15 protein-coding genes are annotated in these 19,430 nt (G+C 70.8%); 5 read left to right on the plus strand and 10 right to left on the minus strand.

The features are described 5' to 3' along the window. Positions 1–1,345, minus strand: a 1,345-nt coding sequence (locus tag GT045_RS09385; protein ID WP_161333882.1) for a DUF4192 domain-containing protein, incomplete at its 3' end; no start/stop codon positions are given. A gap of 142 nt (positions 1,346–1,487) precedes the next feature. On the opposite strand from GT045_RS09385, the gene GT045_RS09390 reads away from it, so the two are divergent. Together GT045_RS09390 and GT045_RS09395 are read left to right on the plus strand one after the other, a co-directional pair. After that, positions 1,488–3,653 (plus strand): RecQ family ATP-dependent DNA helicase, encoded by a 2,166-nt coding sequence (locus GT045_RS09390; RefSeq protein WP_161333883.1) that lies wholly within the window; start codon positions 1,488–1,490, stop codon positions 3,651–3,653. Between the two features lie 304 nt (positions 3,654–3,957). Then, positions 3,958–4,578 (plus strand): hypothetical protein, encoded by a 621-nt coding sequence (locus GT045_RS09395; RefSeq protein WP_161291286.1) that lies wholly within the window; start codon positions 3,958–3,960, stop codon positions 4,576–4,578. 420 nt (positions 4,579–4,998) lie between these two features. Here GT045_RS09395 and GT045_RS09400 read toward each other — a convergent pair whose 3' ends face one another. The 3 genes from GT045_RS09400 to GT045_RS09410 form a co-directional block, all read right to left on the minus strand. Continuing rightward, positions 4,999–5,628 carry a hypothetical protein gene (locus GT045_RS09400; RefSeq protein WP_202515620.1) on the minus strand — a complete coding sequence of 210 codons (630 nt, stop codon included), beginning with the start codon at positions 5,626–5,628 and terminating at the stop codon, positions 4,999–5,001. A gap of 68 nt (positions 5,629–5,696) precedes the next feature. Further along, complete coding sequence (locus GT045_RS09405) at positions 5,697–6,398, minus strand: ribonuclease HII (protein ID WP_161291282.1); 702 nt, start codon at positions 6,396–6,398, stop codon at positions 5,697–5,699. A gap of 81 nt (positions 6,399–6,479) precedes the next feature. Next, complete coding sequence (locus GT045_RS09410) at positions 6,480–7,103, minus strand: TetR/AcrR family transcriptional regulator (RefSeq protein ID WP_161291279.1); 624 nt, start codon at positions 7,101–7,103, stop codon at positions 6,480–6,482. 178 nt (positions 7,104–7,281) lie between these two features. Here GT045_RS09410 and GT045_RS09415 point away from each other — a divergent pair, with 178 nt between their 5' ends. Then, positions 7,282–8,835, plus strand: a complete 1,554-nt coding sequence (locus GT045_RS09415) for an MFS transporter (protein ID WP_161333884.1) — start codon at positions 7,282–7,284, stop codon at positions 8,833–8,835. 272 nt (positions 8,836–9,107) lie between these two features. Here the strand turns inward: GT045_RS09415 and GT045_RS09420 are convergent, their stop codons facing one another. From GT045_RS09420 to GT045_RS09430, 3 genes are all read right to left on the minus strand, one after another. Next, complete coding sequence (locus GT045_RS09420; protein ID WP_161333885.1) at positions 9,108–10,013, minus strand: ADP-ribosylglycohydrolase family protein; 906 nt, start codon at positions 10,011–10,013, stop codon at positions 9,108–9,110. A 12-nt stretch (positions 10,014–10,025) separates the two neighbouring features. Continuing rightward, on the minus strand, positions 10,026–10,685 hold the full coding sequence (locus tag GT045_RS09425) for a histidine phosphatase family protein (RefSeq protein WP_161292338.1): 660 nt from the start codon (positions 10,683–10,685) through the stop codon (positions 10,026–10,028). Positions 10,686–10,833: 148 nt separating this feature from the next. Beyond that, positions 10,834–11,439 carry a YdbC family protein gene (locus GT045_RS09430; RefSeq protein ID WP_161333886.1) on the minus strand — a complete coding sequence of 202 codons (606 nt, stop codon included), beginning with the start codon at positions 11,437–11,439 and terminating at the stop codon, positions 10,834–10,836. 152 nt (positions 11,440–11,591) lie between these two features. Here GT045_RS09430 and GT045_RS09435 point away from each other — a divergent pair, with 152 nt between their 5' ends. Then, positions 11,592–12,125 carry a TerD family protein gene (locus GT045_RS09435; protein WP_161292342.1) on the plus strand — a complete coding sequence of 178 codons (534 nt, stop codon included), beginning with the start codon at positions 11,592–11,594 and terminating at the stop codon, positions 12,123–12,125. A gap of 127 nt (positions 12,126–12,252) precedes the next feature. Here the strand turns inward: GT045_RS09435 and GT045_RS09440 are convergent, their stop codons facing one another. Both GT045_RS09440 and nrdR read right to left on the minus strand, forming a co-directional pair. Then, positions 12,253–15,150, minus strand: coding sequence for a vitamin B12-dependent ribonucleotide reductase (locus tag GT045_RS09440; protein WP_161292344.1), 2,898 nt, complete (start codon positions 15,148–15,150; stop codon positions 12,253–12,255). Between the two features lie 166 nt (positions 15,151–15,316). Beyond that, complete coding sequence (nrdR, locus tag GT045_RS09445) at positions 15,317–15,868, minus strand: transcriptional regulator NrdR (protein WP_161292346.1); 552 nt, start codon at positions 15,866–15,868, stop codon at positions 15,317–15,319. A 557-nt stretch (positions 15,869–16,425) separates the two neighbouring features. Here nrdR and lexA point away from each other — a divergent pair. After that, positions 16,426–17,205, plus strand: coding sequence for a transcriptional repressor LexA (gene lexA / locus GT045_RS09450; protein WP_030750750.1), 780 nt, complete (start codon positions 16,426–16,428; stop codon positions 17,203–17,205). A 146-nt stretch (positions 17,206–17,351) separates the two neighbouring features. Here the strand turns inward: lexA and GT045_RS09455 are convergent, their stop codons facing one another. Beyond that, positions 17,352–19,328 (minus strand): ATP-dependent DNA helicase, encoded by a 1,977-nt coding sequence (locus GT045_RS09455; RefSeq protein WP_161292348.1) that lies wholly within the window; start codon positions 19,326–19,328, stop codon positions 17,352–17,354. Positions 19,329–19,430 lie beyond the last annotated feature (102 nt).

A 19,430-nucleotide genomic window follows, 5' to 3' on the forward strand; every position in this document is an offset into this window, starting at 1 on the left:
CGCCGTCCGCCCGGCGCGCACGGCGGCGACGCCGCACGCCCGCCGGGGAGCCCGCACTGTGCTCGTCCGCCGGCGAGTCGGGCGTCGAAGCGGGCGTCCGCGGGGGTTCCGTGAGAGCGGACCGTGCCGCTCGGTCGGGGTGCTCGCTGGTCTGCGCGGGCGTGGGCCGCGCGGTGTCCGCGCGCAGGCAGCGGCGTACCGCTTCGGGATCGAGTCCCTCGTTGCACGCCTGGTGCAACAGACGGGCGAAGAGATAGTCCGGATCGGCGCCCAGGGCCATGGCCAGTGCCTCACGCGCCTCCAGTTCGTCGCCCGTGGACCAGGCGACCCAGCCCGCGAGGGTCAGCGGTGCGGCGGCGTGCTCACCGTAGGGCCCCACGCAGCGGCGGGCCAGTGCGCGCCAGAGCCGGAGCGCCGGGGCCGCCTCGTCCCCTTCCATCCAGGCGGCGGCCTTGTCGCGGGTCGTGCGGTCCTGGAGGCCGAGAATCAGGGTCGCGGCCTCGTCGGCTCCCAGGAGTCCGTCGTCGCGCACGTCCGCCGGATGCATGCCGGAGACCGGCGCCGCCGCGGCGAAGCGGCCGATGATCAGCTCGGCGAGACCGAGTGTCTCCTGCGCCACCTCTTCGCGGCTCGTCTCGTCCAGGATGCGGGGGATCAGGCTCATGCCTGCCGCGTCCAGGGCGACCTCCTGCTCCAGCGCGGCGGTGCTCTCCCATGGCTGCAGCCTGGCGTGCAGCTCCCTCAGCGTGCCGCGCACCTGGATGCCGGCGTAGGTGGCCGCCGCGGCGAGCACGGAGGTGCCGGGCAGGCCCATGGGTGAGCCGTCCTCGGGGCAGCAGTCCCTCGCCGGGCAGCAGTAGGACCAGAAACGGCCGTCCGAGACGCACAGTGCCTCGATGACGGGTACGTCGAGGCTGCCGCACTCGGTACGCATCAGGTGAGCGAGCCTCTCCAGCCGCCGTTTCACGTCCCGGCCGGACTCCCCGGGGCGCGGCTCCTGGCAGACGTAGGCCACCATCCGCTCGGGCCGGGTGCCGCGCCGCTCGCTGCCGGTGACCAGCCCGCGGGCCAGCTGGCGGGCCGCCGCCTCCCAGTCCTCCTCGCTCGTGGGGATGCCCAGCCGGGCCCGTCCACCGAACCGGCCGCGACCTCCGTGGTCGTGCAGGGCGACGAGCACCATGCTGTCCTCCGGGCGGTAGCCGAGCAGGTAGGGCAGGGCGTCGGCGAGTTCGGCGGGGGTTCGCAGAGTGACCTGCGCGGTGTGCTCGGTCAGTCCGTGCAGCGGCTCCTGGCCAGGCATGTCGTTGTGCTCGGAGGGTCCGGTCGTCTCGCTGTGGTTCGTCATGCGCCGACGATCTCGCGGATCTTCAGGTTCCGCTTGGGCCTGTGGATAAGTCGAATCAGGGACACGACAAGGACGCCCTCGTCGTCCACAGACCGGGCCCGGGGCCGCCCGCTTGTCGGTCCCGTCCTGTTGTATGGAACGCATGGAGCACACGAGCAACACGGATCTTCGGGCCCAGGCCGACGCCGTCCTCGCCCGGCTGGTCGGGGACGCCTCGGGCGCCGCCCGCCTGCGCGAGGACCAGTGGCGGGCGATCGAGGCGCTGGTCGCCGACCGGCGCCGGGCCCTGGTGGTGCAGCGCACGGGCTGGGGCAAGTCCGCGGTGTACTTCGTCGCGACCTCGCTGCTGCGGGCCGGCGGAAGCGGGCCCACCGTGATCGTCTCGCCGCTGCTCGCGCTCATGCGCAACCAGGTGGAGGCCGCCGGCCGGGCCGGTATCCACGCCCGGACCATCAACTCCGCCAACACCGAGGAATGGGAGGCCGTCCAGGCCGAGATCGAGGCGGGTGACGTCGACGTCCTGCTCGTCTCGCCGGAGCGGCTGAACAATCCCGACTTCCGCGACCAGGTGCTTCCCAAGCTGTCCGCGGCCACGGGCCTGCTGGTCGTGGACGAGGCCCACTGCATCTCCGACTGGGGCCACGACTTCCGCCCCGACTACCGCCGGCTGCGCACCATGCTCGGCGACCTCCCGCCCGGCGTCCCCGTACTGGCCACCACCGCCACGGCCAACGCACGGGTGACCGCTGACGTCGCCGAACAGCTCGGCACGGGCGGCACCTCCGACGCCCTGGTGCTGCGGGGGCCCCTGGACCGGGAGAGCCTGAGCCTCGGCGTCCTGCGGCTGCCGGACGCGGCGCACCGGATGGCCTGGCTCGCCGACCATCTCGACGACCTGCCCGGTTCCGGCATCGTCTACACGCTCACTGTCGCCGCCGCCGAGGAGGTCACCGCCTTCCTGCGCCAGCGCGGGCACGCGGTCGCCTCGTACACGGGCAAGACGGAGAACGCCGAACGCCAGCAGGCGGAGGACGACCTCCTCGCCAACCGCGTCAAGGCCCTGATCGCCACCTCCGCGCTCGGCATGGGCTTCGACAAGCCGGACCTCGGCTTCGTGGTCCATCTCGGCTCGCCCTCCTCCCCCATCGCCTACTACCAGCAGGTCGGCAGGGCCGGGCGCGGCGTCGCGCACGCCGAGGTGCTCCTGCTGCCCGGCAAGGAGGACGAGGCGATCTGGGAGTACTTCGCGTCGCTGGCCTTCCCCTCCGAGGAGCTGGTGCGGCGCACCCTCGACGTCCTCGCCCGGGCGGACGGCCCCCTGTCGCTGCCCGCCCTGGAACCGCTGGTCGAGCTGCGCCGCTCACGCCTGGAGAGCATGCTCAAGGTCCTCGACGTGGACGGGGCGGTGCGCCGGGTCAAGGGCGGCTGGATCGCCACCGGGCAGCCGTGGTCGTACGACGCCGAGCGCTACGCGTGGGTGGCCCGGCAGCGCGCGGCCGAGCAGCAGGCGATGCGCGAGTACGCAGCCGGCACCGAGTGCCGGATGGAGTTCCTGCAGCGCCAGCTGGACGACGAGGGCGCCAAGCCCTGTGGCCGCTGCGACAACTGCGCCGGACCGCGTTTCACCTCCGGCTTGTCCTCCGCGGCCCTGGACGCCGCGCGCAGCGATCTGGGCCGTGCCGGGGTGGAGGTGGAGCCGCGCCGCATGTGGCCGACCGGGCTGCCGGCCATCGGTATCGATCTCAAGGGGCGCATTCCGCCCGGTGAGCAGGCTTCGTCCGGCCGGGCTCTGGGGCGTCTGTCGGACATCGGCTGGGGCAACCGGCTGCGTCCGCTGCTCGCGCCCCGGACACCGGACGCCGTGGTGCCGGACGATGTGGCGCGTGCGGTGGTCGACGTCCTGGCCGACTGGGCCCGGGGCCCCGGGGGCTGGGCCTCAGGTGCGCCCGATGCCCCCGCCCGGCCGGTGGGCGTGGTCACCGTGGCCTCGCACAGCCGGCCGCAGTTGATCCACTCCCTGGGTGCCCGGATCGCCGAGATCGGCAGACTCCCCCTGCTCGGGTCGGTCGAGTACGCCGGTGACGCGCCCCGGTCTCCGCGCAGCAACAGCGCACAGCGGCTGAAGGCCCTCGACGGCGCGTTGACGGTGCCGCCCGCCCTGGCGTCGGCCCTCGGCGCCGCCGACGGTCCGGTCCTGCTGGTCGACGATTTCACGGAGACCGGCTGGACCCTGGCGATCACGGCACGTCTGCTGCGCAGGGCCGGTGCACGCGGCGTACTGCCTCTGGTTCTCGCCGTCCAGGGCTGAGGCGAGGCGGGCCGCAGGTCCGCGCCCGCCGGTGGTGGCCGGCCGGCGGTTCGCGACGGTCCGTCGGACGGGGGCGGACCGCCCGGGAGTCATCGGCCCGACCGCTGGGTAGGGATATAAGCCACGCACCACCAGATAACCGTCGGTGGGCCCAATTGCTCGTTGCCGCATCCAAGTTCGACAGGAAGAATTGAGGTCCGCTACCCGCACGACCCGGCCGTGATCCGGTCGGGTTCCGCTGCGGTGCGCGCTCCCCCGAATCCGACCTCGCCCGCAGTACGGGCGCGTAGCCGAAGGGAGGAACGTGACCTTCGGATTCGCATCGTCCTCGGCGGCCTCGTTGTCGACGTCAGCGTCCGCCGCTTCCGCCAGTCGCCTGCTCGAGCCGGCGGAATGGGCCGCCGCCGGAATCCCGCTGCTGCGCAACCCCCGTGAGGTCGTCAGCGGGCTGCATGCCCGCCACCATCCGAGACCGCTCACGGCGATCGTGGCGGTTCTCGACCCCGACGAGCGGCTGCGGGCCAGCGCCTCGTTCACCCGCCGTGCGGCGCCGGCCGACGGCTGGATGTTCCGCAACGCGCTGCTGGCCCAGTTGCGCCGGGTGATACCGCACGACCTGCGCCGCCGCACCCCCGTGCGCACGGCCGTCCTGCTCTACTGCCGTGACGGCGAGGGGCGTTGGACCGAGGAGGACGGCGCCTGGATGTGGGGGCTGCGCGATGCCTGCACGCTGCACGGGCTGCGCTGCGGGGCGTACATCACCCTGACGCACGAGGGCTGGCAGGTGCTCGGCGAGGGACGCGGCGGACGCAGGCCCAACGCGCACTCCGCGCCGGAGCCCTTCGCGACATCCGAGGCCCCGCCGCTCATGCCGCGCACCGGTGGCCCGGTGTCCGAGGTGCTGCGGCGGGCAGCGGCTCGCTGAGCCCGAGGCGCCGACGGCACGCCGGTCCGCGGCGCCGACCGCGAGGTGCGGCTCGCGCGACCGGCTCGTCCGCCCGGCCACCGGCAAGCACCACCCTGAACCACAAACACCACGAGCACCGCCCCGAACCATGAGCACCGCACTGCGGGCACCACATCGCACCGCAAGCACCGCACCAAGAGCGCCATGCCGAACCATGAGCACCGCACCACGAGAGCCTTCCGAACCATGAGCACCGCACCGCGAGCACCACACCCCGAGCGCCGGCAAGGAAGCCCGGCGTGGGTTCAGGACCGGGTCCGGTGAACATGCGACGGCCCGGCCGTGGTCCGTTGCCCGGGCATGCCGAAAGCCGCACCGTGCGGATTCCGCCGGAGCGGCTCCTTCGGCACCTCGGTGTCCCGAGGTGCCGAACGCGGCTCAGACGCCGGCGCCCAGCACCGTGTTGATCTGCTGCGGGTCACCGCAGACGATCAGCAGTGCCCCGGCACGGGCGTGAGCCACCGAGAGGGCGGTGGCAGCGGCGGAGGCAGGACCTCCGTTGACGGCCACGACGACCACTGGGCGGGAGCCGGCACGCGAGGCGATGGCGGCATCCGTGTAGAAGACGTCGTCACCGGCGTCGTGCTGCGCCCAGTAGGACGCTTCACCGAAGGACAGCTCGTGCTCGGCCCACGGGTGCTGGGCACCTGTGGTGATCACGAGCACGTCGCCGGGGGCGCGGCCCGCGTCCAGGAGCAGGTCCACCGCCTCTTCGGCGGCGTCGAGCGCACCCTCGGCCGAGGCCGGGATCAGCTGGATCTGCGGGCTCGCCGTGGCGGCGGCAGCGGCCGGGCCGGAGGGGCCTGGCATGGCCGGACTCACGTCACGCGGCGTGCGCTGCACCGGCGGTGTGGGCCGCAGGGGGCCGGGACGACCGGGGCGGGACGGAGCCGCGGGGCGGGGGCCGGGTACGGGGCGAGGGGTCGGCGCGGTACGGCTGCTGGCCGGAGCGACGCGGGGACCCTGGGCACTCTCGTGAATCTGAGGCTCCTCGGGAATGAGAGGCATGAGCTGATATTTATCAAACGTTGGTGCGGCGCGGGTGACCGGGTGGCACATCAGTGCGAGCAGAACCGTCAGAAGTCGAAGCCGAGCTGACCTTCGATTGCCGGAACGCTTCCGTCCACCCAGGTGCGGACCTTCTTGAGGTGCCGCCACTGAGGCAACGCATCAAGATACGCCCACGACATCCGGTGGTGCGGGGTGGGCCCCCGCTCCTCCAGTGCGGCCTTGTGCACGGGCGACGGATACCCGGCGTTGTCCGCAAATCCGAAGTCTGCATGGTCGATGCCCAGTTCGGCCATCATTTTGTCGCGCTGAACCTTGGCGATCACCGATGCCGCCGCGACAGCCACGCACGAGCGATCGCCCTTGATCACCGTACGCACCTGCCACGGAGTGCCGAGGTAGTCGTGCTTCCCGTCGAGGATCACGGCGTCCGGGCGGACGGGCAGGACCTCCAGGGCGCGGACCGCGGCGAGCCGCAGTGCGGCCGTCATCCCCAGTTCGTCGATCTCCTCGGGGGAAGCATGCCCCAGCGCGTAGGCCGTCACCCATGACCGCAGCGTCTCGGCGAGTTCCGTACGGCGCCTGACCGTCAGCAGCTTGGAGTCGGTCAGGCCCTCGGGCGGGCGGCGCAGGCCGGTGATCGCGGCGCAGACCGTGACGGGGCCGGCCCAGGCACCGCGCCCCACCTCGTCGACACCGGCGATGACCTTGGCTCCGGTCGTGGCGCGCAGCGAGCGCTCGACGGTGTGAGTAGGTGGTTCGTACGGCATGGCGCCCTTAGCGTACGCCGCCGGGATCGCCGCGCGACACCCCGGCCTCCCCCTCGGCGGTGAGAGCGCCGGCACGCGGCGTCAGACACCGTAGGGCCGCAGCAGCGGGAGCATCAGCAGGTCGACCAGCTCTTCGAGATCTTGCTCATGCCATTCGCTCGCGCACATCTTCGAGCGGTACATCATCATGGCTGGGACGACATCGAAGACGTAACCGTTGGCCGCGTCCGGACGAACCTCTCCGCGCTCCATTCCACGGGTGATGACCTCACGAAGCAGCTCGACCGTGGGCTCCACCACGTTGCCGGCGATGACCCCTTCGAAGCGCTCCGCCTGGATGTGATCGCATTCGTGAATAACCGATCGCAGTGCGACGCCGGGCCGTGAATACATGATCTGCCGCACCTGCCGGCACAGGGCGAGCAGGTCCTCGCGGACGCCGCCGAGGTCCGGGGCCTTTTCGACCCGGGGCAGCCCGGACACCAGAGCGTCCGCGACCAGGTCCTCCTTGGAGGGCCAGCGGCGGTAGAGCGCCGCCTTGCCGGTGTGCGCACCGGCCGCGATGCCCTCCATGGTCAGCCCTTTCCAGCCGACCGTGCTGAGCTGTTCCAGAGCGGCGTCGAGGATCGCACGCTCCAGCACCGCACCGCGCCGACGAGGGGAAGCCGGGGCGGCAGGCGCGGCCGTCCAGCGCGAGGTGACCATCTGTTCTCCAACTTGCAGGGGAGCGGGAGTTGCGGGGTGATCGGCGCCGCGCTGCAGCAGCAGGGGGACGCGAGGCGCGGCACGCAATTGAGGGAACGCTTGCGTTCACTGTTGGGGACTCACTACCGTGGACGAGGCAGTGAACGCTATCGTTCACTAACGCTTTTACGGGGGACCCATGGTGACGACCTCTCAGCAGCTCGAGGACGACCGGAAACCGGGGACGGCCCGCCGGGAGGGGCATCCCGGCATCGCGCTCACCGTCATCGCGGCCAGTCAGCTCATGGTGGTACTGGACGCGTCGATTGTGAACATCGCGCTCCCGCACATTCAAGAAGCGCTCAGGTTCAGCACGACCGATCTGACGTGGGTGGTCAGCGCCTACACCCTCACCTTCGGCGGCCTGCTGCTGCTCGGCGCGCGGGCCGGTGACATCCTCGGGCGCCGCCGGATGTTCATGACCGGCATCCTGCTGTTCACCTTCGCCTCGCTGCTGGGCGGCCTGGCCCAGGAACCCTGGCAGTTGCTGGCCGCACGGGCATTGCAGGGCGTGGGCGGCGCGATCGCGTCCCCCACAGCGCTGGCGCTGATCACCACGACCTTCCCCGAAGGCCCCGAACGCAACCGGGCCTTCGGCGTGTTCGCCGCCGTGTCCGCGGGCGGTGGCGCCATCGGCCTGCTCGCGGGTGGCATGCTCACGGACTGGCTGGACTGGCGATGGGTGCTGTTCGTCAACATACCCATCGGGGTGCTGATCGTCTCGCTCGCGCCGCTGTACATCGACGAGTCCCAGCGGCATCCGGGGCGCTTCGACATCACCGGCGCGCTGACCTCGACGGTCGGCATGGCCTCGCTGGTGTACGGGTTCATCCGCGCCGCGGAGGACGGCTGGCGGGACGGTCTCACCCTCGGCTCCTTCGGCGCGGCCGTGGTGCTGCTGATCGCGTTCGTGCTCACCGAGATGCGGGCCAAGGAGCCGATCACCCCGCTGCGGATGTTCGCCGACCGGAACCGCTGGGGCACGTACGTGATCATGCTGAGCCTGGCCGCGGCGATGTTCGGGATGTTCTTCTACATCGTGCTGTTCGTGCAGAACGTGCTGGGCTACAGCGCCATCAAGGCCGGGGTCGCCTTCCTTCCCGTGACCGTCGCGATCGCGGTCGGCGCGGGTCTGTCCCAGCGCCTCCTGCCGCGGCTCGGCCCCAAGGCGTTCATGATGACGGGTTCGGCACTCGTGGTGGCCGGACTGACCTGGATGACCTTCATCCGGACCGACAGCACCTACGTGAGCGGCATACTCGGCCCCATGGTCGTCTTCGGCTTCGGTATGGGCCTGAACTTCGTGACGGCCACCGTCACCGCCGTTTCCGGGGTCGCCCAGCACGAGGCGGGCGCGGCGTCCGGACTGCTCAACGCGATGCAGCAGGTCGGCGGTTCGCTCGGGCTGTCCATCCTGACGACCGTCTTCGGGACGGCCGGCACCGACGAGGCGAAGAAGCAGCTGCCGAAGTTCCTCGCCGACGCCTCGCCCGAGCAGAAGGCGCAGTTCGCCAAGACACACCAGCTGCCCGCGCCTTGGGGGCACGACGTACTCGCACACGGCATCTCCACCGCCTTCGTACCGGCCGCCGCGCTGGCCGCGCTGGCCTTCCTCACCGCATGGCTGGTGCTGCGGGTCCGCAAGGGCGACCTCGGGCCCCTCCCGGGCGCCGGAGCCCCGCACCTGGGCTGAACCGGGTCCCTCGCCACCACTCCTCCACCGCCCCGCAGACGGCGGACCCGGCGAGGGGCGGACACCGGAACAACGCCGGACGAGCACGCAGAGTTCCCGGCGCGCACGGAGAGTTTCCGTCCGCACCCCTCACACCGTTCGGCCCGCACACCTTCGGGTTCCTGCCGAGGCACGGGCGCCCGCTTCCGGAGACCTCGGGGCGAGTGCCCCGCGGGTACCGGTGCCGTCAGGCCCGGGTGGGGATCCGGTCCGGCAGGCCCTCACCGGTGCCGTCAGGCCCCGGTGAGGATCCAGTCCGGCAGGTCCTCGGTGCGCCGTGCCCACTCGGCGGGGGGTGCCCCCGCCTTGCCCGCGGCGAGGACACCGCCCACGATCGCGCAGGTCGTGTCGACGTCCCCGCCGACCTGGGCCGTGGTCCAGAACGCCGACTCGTAGTCGCCGAGGGCACGCGCGGCGGACCACAGGGCGAAGGGAACCGTGTCATGGGCGGAGGTACGGCGTCCGCAGCCGAGGACGGCCGCGACAGTGGCCGCGTCGCCGTAGTCGAGCATGTCCCGTGCGCGGCGTAGGCCCTGGCCGACGGCGCTCTTCGGCACGAGCGCGATGACACCGTCGAGGAGGGCCTCGGGCGCGGGCGGCCCGTCCGGCGAGCCGGCCAGTGCCGCCGCCGCGGCCACCGCCATGGCGCCGACCACGGCCTCCCGGTGCTGGTGCGTGGGGTAGGCGGAGATCTCCGCCTGATGGGTCGCCTGCTCGGGATCGTCGGCGTACCAGGCGCCCAGGGGGGCGATCCGCATCGCCGCGCCGTTGCCCCAGGACCCCTGGCCGTTGAAGAGCGCGGCGGACAGCCGGCGCCAGTCCTCACCCTCCCGGACCAGACGCAGCAGCCGGTTGACCGCGGGGCCGTAGCCCCGGTCGAAGTCGTGGTGCTCGGCGAAGGAACGGGCGAGCGCGTCCTGGTCGACGCGGTGGTGGGTGGCGAGGACGGCGACCACGGAGCAGGCCATCTCCGTGTCGTCCGTCCACTGCCACGGGCCTTCGGGCAGCTCGCGGCGCTTCAGCAGCGGATAGTTCACGGGGACGAAGAACTGGGAGCCCAGCGCGTCCCCCACGGCCAGTCCGCGCAGGCTCGCCAAGGCGCGCTCCAGGCGCCCGGGGGAAGAGGAGTCAGCGGTCATCGCTCTGCCACTCTATCCGCTCATCCAGTAGGGATCCGGTTCCCGCCAGCGCCCGAAAGGCCGGTCGAGCGTGTACTTGCCGTCCTCTCCGAGAACGAGCATCCGCATCTCGGCGTTCCCGGGATTGGACAAGCACTCGAATTCGGCGACCGTCCAGTGGAACCAGCGCATGCAGAAGAGCCGCATCGCCAGCCCGTGGGTGACCAGGAGAACGTTCGGGGGGTGGTCCGGGGCCTCGAAGCTGCGGAAGAGGCTCTCCAGGAAGCCGCCGACCCGGTCGTACACGTCGGCGCCGGACTCGCCCTGCGGGAACCTGAAGAAGAAGTGGCCGTAGGCGTCGCGGTAGGTCTTCTGGAGGCGTACGTCGTCGCGGTCCTGCCAGTTGCCCCAGTCCTGCTCGCGCAGCCGGGGCTCCTCCCGGACGCGTATGAGGTCGGGGTCGAGGTGGAAGGCGCGGAGCGTCTCGAGGGTACGGCGGTAAGGGGAGACGTACACGCTCACCTGTTCCGGGCCGAAGACCTCCCGGAGCCGCTTGCCCGTCTCCTCGGCCTGCTGCCAGCCGCGCTCGGTCAGCGCGAGGGCGTGGTCGGGCTCGCGCTCGTACACGGAGTCGTCGACGTTGCCCGTGGACTCGCCGTGCCGGACAAGGACGATGCGCCGTGGTCGTGCCATGCCGAAACCCTAGATCGAACGGGGCCGGGGCGAGCACCCGGACGGTATCCATACAGCGTATGTCACACCGTTCCGGCGTCCGGAGGCGCTTTTCGCATCGTGGGTGCGGCAGCGCAGGGCAGTGGATTTGCTTTTCCAACCGAACAGCTCAGACGGTCCAGGCCGGTTCGAGGTCCACGATGTCACCGGAGAGCGCCGCGACGTCCGCTTCGGTCTGGGCACGCAGAGCGAGGCGTTCCACACGTTCGGTGCGGTACTTGCCGTGCTCGGCCGCGGATCGCCACATCGACAGGATCAGGAACTCCTGCTCGGGAGCCTCGCCGAACATGCCCCGGATCATGCCGGGCGAGCCGGCCATCGCGGGGTTCCAGACCTTCTCCTGCATGAGCGTGAAGTGCTCGACGCGCTCCTCGTGGATCCGGCACAGGGCCACGCGGATCAGATCGGCGTCGGTGAAGCGCGGCTCGAACCCCGTCTTCACGTCGAAGCGGTACTCGAACAGCTTGACCTGGGAGTCCTTGAAAGTGCCGACCTGGGCGGCGGCCAGGCGGTCGTGGGAGCGGGCCATGAAGGAGTCGTAGAAGGCGCGGCTCTCCCAGAAGGCGAAGATGTGCGCCACCCCCGGTCGTTGCCGGCTCCAGCCCCCGCCCTGCCCCCGAAAACCCGGCTCCCCCGGAAGCCCCGCCCATTTCCGCTGCCCCCGCTCGAAGCCACGGCGGTCCACCACGGCGCAGCGAATCCACTTGACCAGCACCGCGCCATCGTAAGGCCACCGGGCGTGGCGTCGGTCACGCTCCGGCGGAGTCGGGACGCGCGTGCGGCCCCGCATACGTGGCACGATGGGCAAGAAACCCCGGCTGAAGGGGAGTTGGGGTCGAGCGAGCCACAGGGGGAAGGGACAGCCTGGTGACCGGCTTCAGCAAGGGAATCCGCAAGGTCGAGGTCGCGCTGCAGTGGGACCCCAGTCCGGGGGGCCGGCCGCCGACCGATCTCGACATCGTCGCCGCGACCTTCACGGCGGGGGACGCGTACGGCGCTCCGGCCTATCTGGTGCACTTCGACAGCCGTTCCCCGGACGGCACGATCATCCTCAACCGCGACAGCACGGACGGCAAGGGGTTCGGCTGGGACGAGGTCATGACGCTCGAACTGGAGCGCCTCCACGAGCGCTACGCGCGCGTGGTGGTGGGCGTCGTCATCCAGCAGCGCTCCGACCACAGGACGTTCGCCGACGTGCTCAACCCCGCCATGCGCATCCGTGAGGGCTACACCGTGCTCGCGGAGGACGACTTCGGTGCGGTCCCCGGGGCCTCGGCCGCCACGATCGCCGAGTTCGTCCGGGACGGGTCCGGCGAGTGGACGTTCCGTCCCGGCGTGCACGGCTTCGACGAGGACCCGGCGACCTTCACCCGGGTCATGGGCCGCTCCCACCGGCCCTGACCACTCCGCGGCCGTACCGCACGCGTAAGGGGCGCCGACCATGGGTCGGCGCCCCTTACGCTGCGGCGGGGCACCAGCTCCGGCACCCCGCCCGAACAGCTATCTCACGCCCGGCTCGGGCTCACGGTCAGCTGCAGCCGCTGGTCGAGCCGCAGCCCTCGCAGATGTAGCAGGAACCGGCCCGCTGCATCTTCGTACCGCACGAGAAGCACAGCGGGGCGTCGGCCTGGATGCCCAACTGCATCTCCACCAGCTCCGCACTGGTGTGCGCCTGCTGCGGAGCGGCCTTGGCCGCGCCGGTGTCGGCCTTCGGGGTGGCCACGGCCTTCAGCTCCTGGGCGCGCGGGGCCGACTGGGCCAGCCCCTCGACGTCGACCTCGTCCTCCGCCGACTCGTACGAGCCGGTCTCCAGGTGGCGCTGGCGCTCCTCGGCGGAGTAGATGCCGAGCGCGGAGCGGGTCTCGAAGGGCAGGAAGTCCAGCGCCAGGCGGCGGAAGATGTAGTCGACGATCGACTGCGCCATCCGCACGTCCGGGTCGTCCGTCATACCGGCCGGCTCGAAGCGCATGTTGGTGAACTTCGAGACGTACGTCTCCAGCGGAACGCCGTACTGCAGACCGACGGAGACGGCGATGGAGAAGGCGTCCATCATGCCCGCGAGGGTCGAGCCCTGCTTGGACATCTTCAGGAAGACCTCGCCGAGACCGTCGTCCGGGTAGGAGTTGGCGGTCATGTACCCCTCGGCGCCGCCGACGGTGAAGGAGGTGGTGATGCCGGGGCGGCCCTTGGGCAGGCGCTTGCGGACCGGGCGGTACTCGATGACCTTCTCGACCGTCTCCCGGATGGCCGCCTCGGTCTTCTCGGTGACCTCGGCCTTCTCCTTCTCCTTGGTCTTCGCGGAGAGGGGCTGGCCGACCTTGCAGTTGTCCCGGTAGATCGCGAGCGCCTTGACGCCCAGCTTCCACGCCTCGTAGTAGATCTCCTCGACCTCCTCGACGGTCGCCGTCTCCGGCATGTTGACCGTCTTGGAGATGGCACCGGAGATCCACGGCTGGATCGCGGCCATCATGCGGACGTGGCCCATCGGGGAGATGGCGCGCTCGCCCATGGCGCAGTCGAACACCTCGTAGTGCTCGGGCTTCAGGCCGGGTGCGTCGATCACGTTGCCGTGCTCGGCGATGTGGGCGACGATCGCCTCGATCTGCTCCTCCTGGTAGCCCAGGCGGCGCAGAGCCTGCGGGACGGTGCCGTTCACGATCTGCATCGAGCCGCCGCCGACCAGCTTCTTGAACTTCACCAGCGCGAGGTCGGGCTCGACACCGGTGGTGTCGCAGGACATCGCGAGGCCGATGGTGCCGGTCGGCGCGAGCACGGACGCCTGGGAGTTACGGAAACCGTTCTTCTCACCGAGGCGCAGGACGTCCTGCCATGCCTCCGTGGCCGCGGCCCAGACCGGGGAGTCCAGGTCGTCCATGCGGACGGCCGTGCCGTTGGCGTCGGAGTGCTGCTTCATGACGCGCTTGTGGGCGTCGGCGTTGCGGGCGTAGCCGTCGTAGGTGCCGACGACGGCCGCCAGTTCGGCGGACCGGCGGTAGGCCGTGCCCGTCATCAGGGAGGTGATGGCGCCGGCCAGGGAACGGCCGCCGTCGGAGTCGTACGCGTGACCGGTGGCCATCAGCAGGGCACCGAGGTTGGCGTAGCCGATACCGAGCTGGCGGAACGCGCGCGTGTTCTCGCCGATCCTCTGGGTCGGGAAGTCGGCGAAGCAGATCGAGATGTCCATCGCGGTGATGACCAGCTCGACGACCTTCTGGAAGCGGTCGGCCTCGAAGGACTGGTTGCCCTTGCCGTCGTCCTTCAGGAACTTCATCAGGTTCAGCGAGGCCAGGTTGCAGGACGTGTTGTCCAGGTGCATGTACTCGCTGCACGGGTTCGACGCGGTGATCCGGCCGGACTCGGGGCAGGTGTGCCAGTTGTTGATGGTGTCGTCGTACTGGATGCCCGGGTCGGCGCAGGCCCAGGCGGCCTCGGCCATCTTGCGGAAGAGCGCCTTGGCGTCGATCTCCTCGATGACCTCGCCGGTCATGCGGGCACGCAGGCCGAAGTTGCCGCCCTGCTCGACGGCCTGCATGAACTCGTCGTTCACGCGGACGGAGTTGTTGGCGTTCTGGTACTGGACGGACGTGATGTCGTCGCCGCCCAGGTCCATGTCGAAGCCCGCGTCACGCAGGGCGCGGATCTTCTCCTCTTCCTTGACCTTGGTCTGGATGAAGTCCTCGATGTCGGGGTGGTCGACGTCGAGCACGACCATCTTGGCGGCGCGGCGGGTGGCACCGCCGGACTTGATGGTGCCGGCGGAGGCGTCGGCGCCGCGCATGAAGGAGACCGGGCCGGAAGCGGTGCCGCCGGAGGAGAGCAGTTCCTTGGAGGAACGGATGCGGGAGAGGTTCAGGCCGGCACCGGAGCCGCCCTTGAAGATCATGCCCTCTTCCTTGTACCAGTCGAGGATCGACTCCATGGAGTCGTCGACGGACAGGATGAAGCAGGCGGACACCTGCTGGGGCTGGGTGGTGCCGACGTTGAACCAGACGGGGCTGTTGAAGCTGAAGATCTGGTGCAGGAGGGCGTAGGCCAGCTCGTGCTCGAAGATCTCGGCGTCCGCGGGCGAGGCGAAGTACTTGTGGTCCTCACCGGCCTTCCGGTACGTCTTCACGATGCGGTCGATCAGCTGCCTGAGGCTGACCTCGCGCTGCGGGGTACCCACGGCGCCCCGGAAGTACTTGCTGGTGACGATGTTGACCGCGTTCACCGACCAGAAGTCGGGGAACTCGACGCCACGCTGCTCGAAGTTGACCGAGCCGTCGCGCCAGTTGGTCATGACGACGTCACGGCGCTCCCAGTTCACCTCGTCGTACGGGTGCACGCCGGGGGTGGTGTGAATGCGCTCGATGTGCAGTCCCTTGGTTCCCGCCTTGCCGCCCTTGGCGCGGGCGCCTCGTGCCGGACCGCTCGCCGTCTCTGTCATGCCGCCTCCCTATACGGGCACAAACGCCCCAATGTGCCCATTTGTTCCCTTGAGCACGTGTCTTTGCAGTGCGTCGCGGGCGCTCCGAGTCGCGCCCCGACAAGTTGTGGGTTCGCCGCCTTCCGGACGGAATCCCGGGTCGCCCCCCGGCCGTCCGGCTCGCCGGTCAGTCGGCGGCGTGCGCGGGTTCGGGGACCTGGGTGGTCCCGCCGGACCCGCGGTCGTTCTTCTGGCTCCCGGACTCCGCGCCTTCCGCGTCCGGGACGGGGCCCCGCGTGGCCTCCCTCAGCTCCGCGATGGCGGCCTCGAAGTCCTCGAGCGAGTCGAACGCCCGGTAGACGGAGGCGAACCGCAGATAGGCGACGAGGTCGAGCTCCTGCAGCGGACCGAGTATGGCCAGGCCCACGTCATGGGTGGTCAGCTCGGCGCTTCCGGTGGCGCGCACCGCCTCTTCGACCCGCTGGCCGAGCTGGGCGAGTGCGTCCTCGGTGACAGGCCGCCCCTGGCATGCCTTGCGCACACCGTTGATGACCTTGGTGCGACTGAACGGCTCGGTGACTCCGGACCGCTTCACCACCATGAGCGAGCACGTCTCCACGGTCGTGAAACGACGGGAGCAGTCAGGGCACTGGCGGCGTCTGCGGATGGACGTGCCGTCGTCGGTCGTACGGCTGTCGACCACGCGACTGTCGGGGTGCCTGCAGAAGGGGCAGTGCATGTTCTCCAACCCTCCTCACAGCAGACTCGTCGGCCTCGCCGGACCACGGGCCTCGCGAAGCAGCCCTAAGCATAGGCGATGGGAGAGCGAGCTCCGACCGGGGGGACCACAACTTGTGGGCCGCTGTAGCCATCCAACCACTACATGTGGGGATTGGCCCATACATGGAGGCGGACAAGCGTGTCGCGTCGCGCCGACGGCCGGGACCCGGGCGAGCGGTACGGACACGCCGGCCCGAACCGTGCCCCCGCGTCGCTCGCGGGGATACGGTGGGCGCCACACGGGGCGCGCGTGGCGCTGCCACGCGGAAAGGGCCCCGGGCCCCGGACGGCGGGATTCCGGATGGCAGACTGGGGACGCGGCTCACGAGGCGAGCGATCCTGGCGGTGAAGAGTACAACAATGGCCGCTTTTGTCCGCTGAGTGTCGCGCGGGCTATACACCCAGACACATGATCGCGTCACGCGGAACGCACTTTTTCACTCGAACGTGTGTTTGGCGCAACCTTTCGAAAGCAACTACCGTTGTGCAGCAGGGAGACCATCGAGAGGGGCCGCCGTGACCACCACCGCAGACAGTGCCACCATCACCGCCCAGGACCGCTCCCAGGGCCGAGTCGAGCCGGTGCACGCGATGAACGAAGCCACGAATCCCGAGGGACACAAGCGCTCCCTACCGGGCCGACCTCCAGGCATCCGGGCCGACAGCTCGGGGCTCACGGACCGGCAGCGTCGGGTGATCGAGGTCATCAGGGACTCGGTGCAGCGGCGCGGCTACCCGCCGTCGATGCGGGAGATCGGCCAGGCCGTCGGGCTGTCCAGCACGTCCTCCGTCGCCCATCAGCTGATGGCACTGGAGCGCAAGGGCTTCCTGCGCCGGGACCCCCACCGCCCGCGCGCGTACGAGGTGCGCGGCTCGGACCAGGCCGTCACCGTGCAGCCGACGGACACCGCCGGCAAGCCCGCCGCGTCCTACGTCCCGCTGGTCGGCCGTATCGCCGCCGGTGGCCCGATCCTCGCGGAGGAGTCCGTCGAGGACGTCTTCCCTCTCCCCCGCCAGCTCGTCGGTGACGGCGAACTGTTCGTCCTGAAGGTCGTCGGCGACTCCATGATCGAGGCGGCGATCTGCGACGGCGACTGGGTCACCGTGCGCCGCCAGCCGGTCGCCGAGAACGGCGACATCGTGGCCGCGATGCTCGACGGCGAAGCGACCGTCAAGCGCTTCAAGCGCGAGGACGGCCACGTGTGGCTCCTCCCCCACAACGCGGCTTACGAGCCGATCCCGGGCGACGACGCGACCATCCTCGGCAAGGTCGTCGCTGTGCTGCGGCGCGTGTGACCGCTGCGGCGGGCGAGTCGATGCTCGCTCCCTGACCGGGCCCCGGAACCTCTGCGCCGGTTCCGGGGCCCTGCGCATGCCCGGAACGGTCGCCGAGGCCGCTTCCCCGGGGGTGGCCCGACCGGTTCCGGCCGGGCCACCCCCGGTCAGCCCGTCTCCGCCTTCTGTGCCGCCGCGTCGATCGCCGCGAGCGACCTGCGGACCTGGTTGCGGTCCGTGGTGTACCAGAAGTCCGGAAGCGACGCCTTGAGGTAGCCGCCGTAGCGCGCGGTGGCCAGCCGCTGGTCCAGTACGGCCACGACGCCCCGGTCGCCGGAGGCGCGGACGAGCCGTCCGGCGCCCTGTGCCATCAGCAGGGCCGCGTGGGTTGCGGCCACCGCCATGAAACCGTTGCCACCGGCGTCCTCCACCGCCTTCTGGCGAGCGCTCATCAACGGATCGTCGGGACGCGGGAACGGAATCTTGTCCATGACGACCAGCTGACAACTGGGGCCCGGGACGTCGACGCCCTGCCACAGCGACAGCGTCCCGAACAGACACGTCTTGGGGTCGGCGGCGAAGTTCTTGATCAGCTCCCCGAGCGTCTCCTCACCCTGGAGCAGGATCGGGAACTCGGGAATGCGCGAGCGCAGCTCCTCCGCGGCGAGCTGGGCGGCCCGCATGGACGAGAAGAGGCCGAGGGTGCGGCCGCCGGCCGCCTGGATCAGCTCGGTCAGCTCGTCCAGCATGTCGGCACGGTCACCGTCGCGCGCGGGGCGCGCGAGGTGCTTGGCGACGTAGAGGATGCCCTGCTTGGGATAGTCGAAGGGCGAGCCCACGTCGACACCCTTCCACTTCGGCAGGTCCTCGCCCTCCGCGCCTTCCGGGCCGAGGCCCAGGGAGGCGCCCACGCCGTTGAAGTCACCGCCCAGCTTGAGCGTGGCCGAGGTGAGAACGACGGACCGGTCGGCGAAGAGCTTCTCCCTGAGCAGGCCGGAGACCGACATCGGGGCGACTCGCAGGGACGCGCCGAAGCGGTCGTGCCGTTCGTACCAGACGACGTCCCACTCGGAGCCGTTCAGCACCCGCTCCGCCACGTCGTGCACCGACTCCACCGAGGCCAGCGCCTGCTTGCGCACCGCGTCCTCGTCCTGCACCGACTTGTCGCGCGTCGTGCCGATCGCGGAGATCACCGTGCGGGCCGCGTCCCGGAGCGCCATCAGCGCGTAGCCGAGATCTTCCGGGATCTCCTCCAGGCGGCCCGGCAGGGCGAGTTCCATGAGCCGCTCGAAACCCTCGGCGGCGGTCTGGAGCTGGTCGGCCGCCTTCTCGTTGGCGAGCTTGGCGGCACGCCGCACGGCGCGGTTCACCTGGCCGGGTGTGAGTTCGCCGGTGGCGACGCCGGTGACGCGGGAGACGAGTTCGTGCGCCTCGTCCACGATCAGCACCTCGTGCTGCGGCAGGACGGGGGCGCCTTCGATGGCGTCGATGGCCAGCAGGGCGTGGTTGGTGACCACCACTTCGGCGAGCTTGGCGCGCTCCCGGGCCATCTCCGCGAAGCACTCGGCTCCGTACGCGCACTTCGACGCGCCCAGGCACTCCCGGGACGACACCGACACCTGGGCCCAGGCGCGGTCCGAGACACCGGGGGTGAGGTCGTCCCGGTCGCCGTTCTCCGTCTCGTCCGACCAGTCCCGCAGCCTCAGCAGGTCCTGGCCCAGTTTGCTGGTGGGCGCGGCGGCCTCGAACTGATCGAAGAGACCGTCCTCCTCGTCCTGCGGCATCCCCTCGTGCAGGCGGTGCAGGCACAGGTAGTTCGACCGGCCCTTGAGCATCGCGAACTCCGGGCGGCGGCGCAGCAGCGGATGCAGGGCGTCGACCGTACGCGGCAGATCCCGCTCGACGAGCTGGCGCTGCAGTGCCAGCGTGGCCGTCGCGACGACCACCCTTTCCCCCTGCGCGAGCGCGGGCACGAGATAGCCCAGCGACTTACCGGTGCCGGTGCCGGCCTGGACCAGCAGATGCGATCCGTCGTCGATCGCCTCGGCGACCGCTTCGGCCATGGTCACCTGGCCGGGGCGCTCCGTGCCGCCGACGGCGGTGACGGCGGCGTGCAGGAGTTCGGGGAGGGAGGGCTTCGTCATAGCCAGACCACCCTACGGCCCAGCACTGACAATCGGGGGCACGCGGCGGGCACGGGGGGCGGGATCACGGCCGGGCTCCTGGGTGAGGTCTGGGCGGTGGGG

Origin of the sequence: Streptomyces sp. SID486 (genome assembly GCF_009865385.1) — a bacterium.
GTDB lineage: Bacteria > Actinomycetota > Actinomycetes > Streptomycetales > Streptomycetaceae > Streptomyces.

Excerpts from the sequence above, each read along its gene's own strand:
- GT045_RS09390 (WP_161333883.1), top strand. The coding sequence starts at position 1,488 with ATGGAGCACACGAGCAACACGGATCTTCGGGCCCAGGCCGACGCCGTC.
- GT045_RS09400 (WP_202515620.1), bottom strand. The coding sequence starts at position 5,628 with ATGCCTCTCATTCCCGAGGAGCCTCAGATTCACGAGAGTGCCCAGGGT.
- GT045_RS09405 (WP_161291282.1), bottom strand. The coding sequence starts at position 6,398 with ATGCCGTACGAACCACCTACTCACACCGTCGAGCGCTCGCTGCGCGCC.
- GT045_RS09410 (WP_161291279.1), bottom strand. The coding sequence starts at position 7,103 with ATGGTCACCTCGCGCTGGACGGCCGCGCCTGCCGCCCCGGCTTCCCCT.
- GT045_RS09415 (WP_161333884.1), top strand. The coding sequence starts at position 7,282 with ATGGTGACGACCTCTCAGCAGCTCGAGGACGACCGGAAACCGGGGACG.
- GT045_RS09420 (WP_161333885.1), bottom strand. The coding sequence starts at position 10,013 with ATGACCGCTGACTCCTCTTCCCCCGGGCGCCTGGAGCGCGCCTTGGCG.
- GT045_RS09425 (WP_161292338.1), bottom strand. The coding sequence starts at position 10,685 with ATGGCACGACCACGGCGCATCGTCCTTGTCCGGCACGGCGAGTCCACG.
- GT045_RS09440 (WP_161292344.1), bottom strand. The coding sequence starts at position 15,150 with ATGACAGAGACGGCGAGCGGTCCGGCACGAGGCGCCCGCGCCAAGGGC.
- nrdR (WP_161292346.1), bottom strand. The coding sequence starts at position 15,868 with ATGCACTGCCCCTTCTGCAGGCACCCCGACAGTCGCGTGGTCGACAGC.
- GT045_RS09455 (WP_161292348.1), bottom strand. The coding sequence starts at position 19,328 with ATGACGAAGCCCTCCCTCCCCGAACTCCTGCACGCCGCCGTCACCGCC.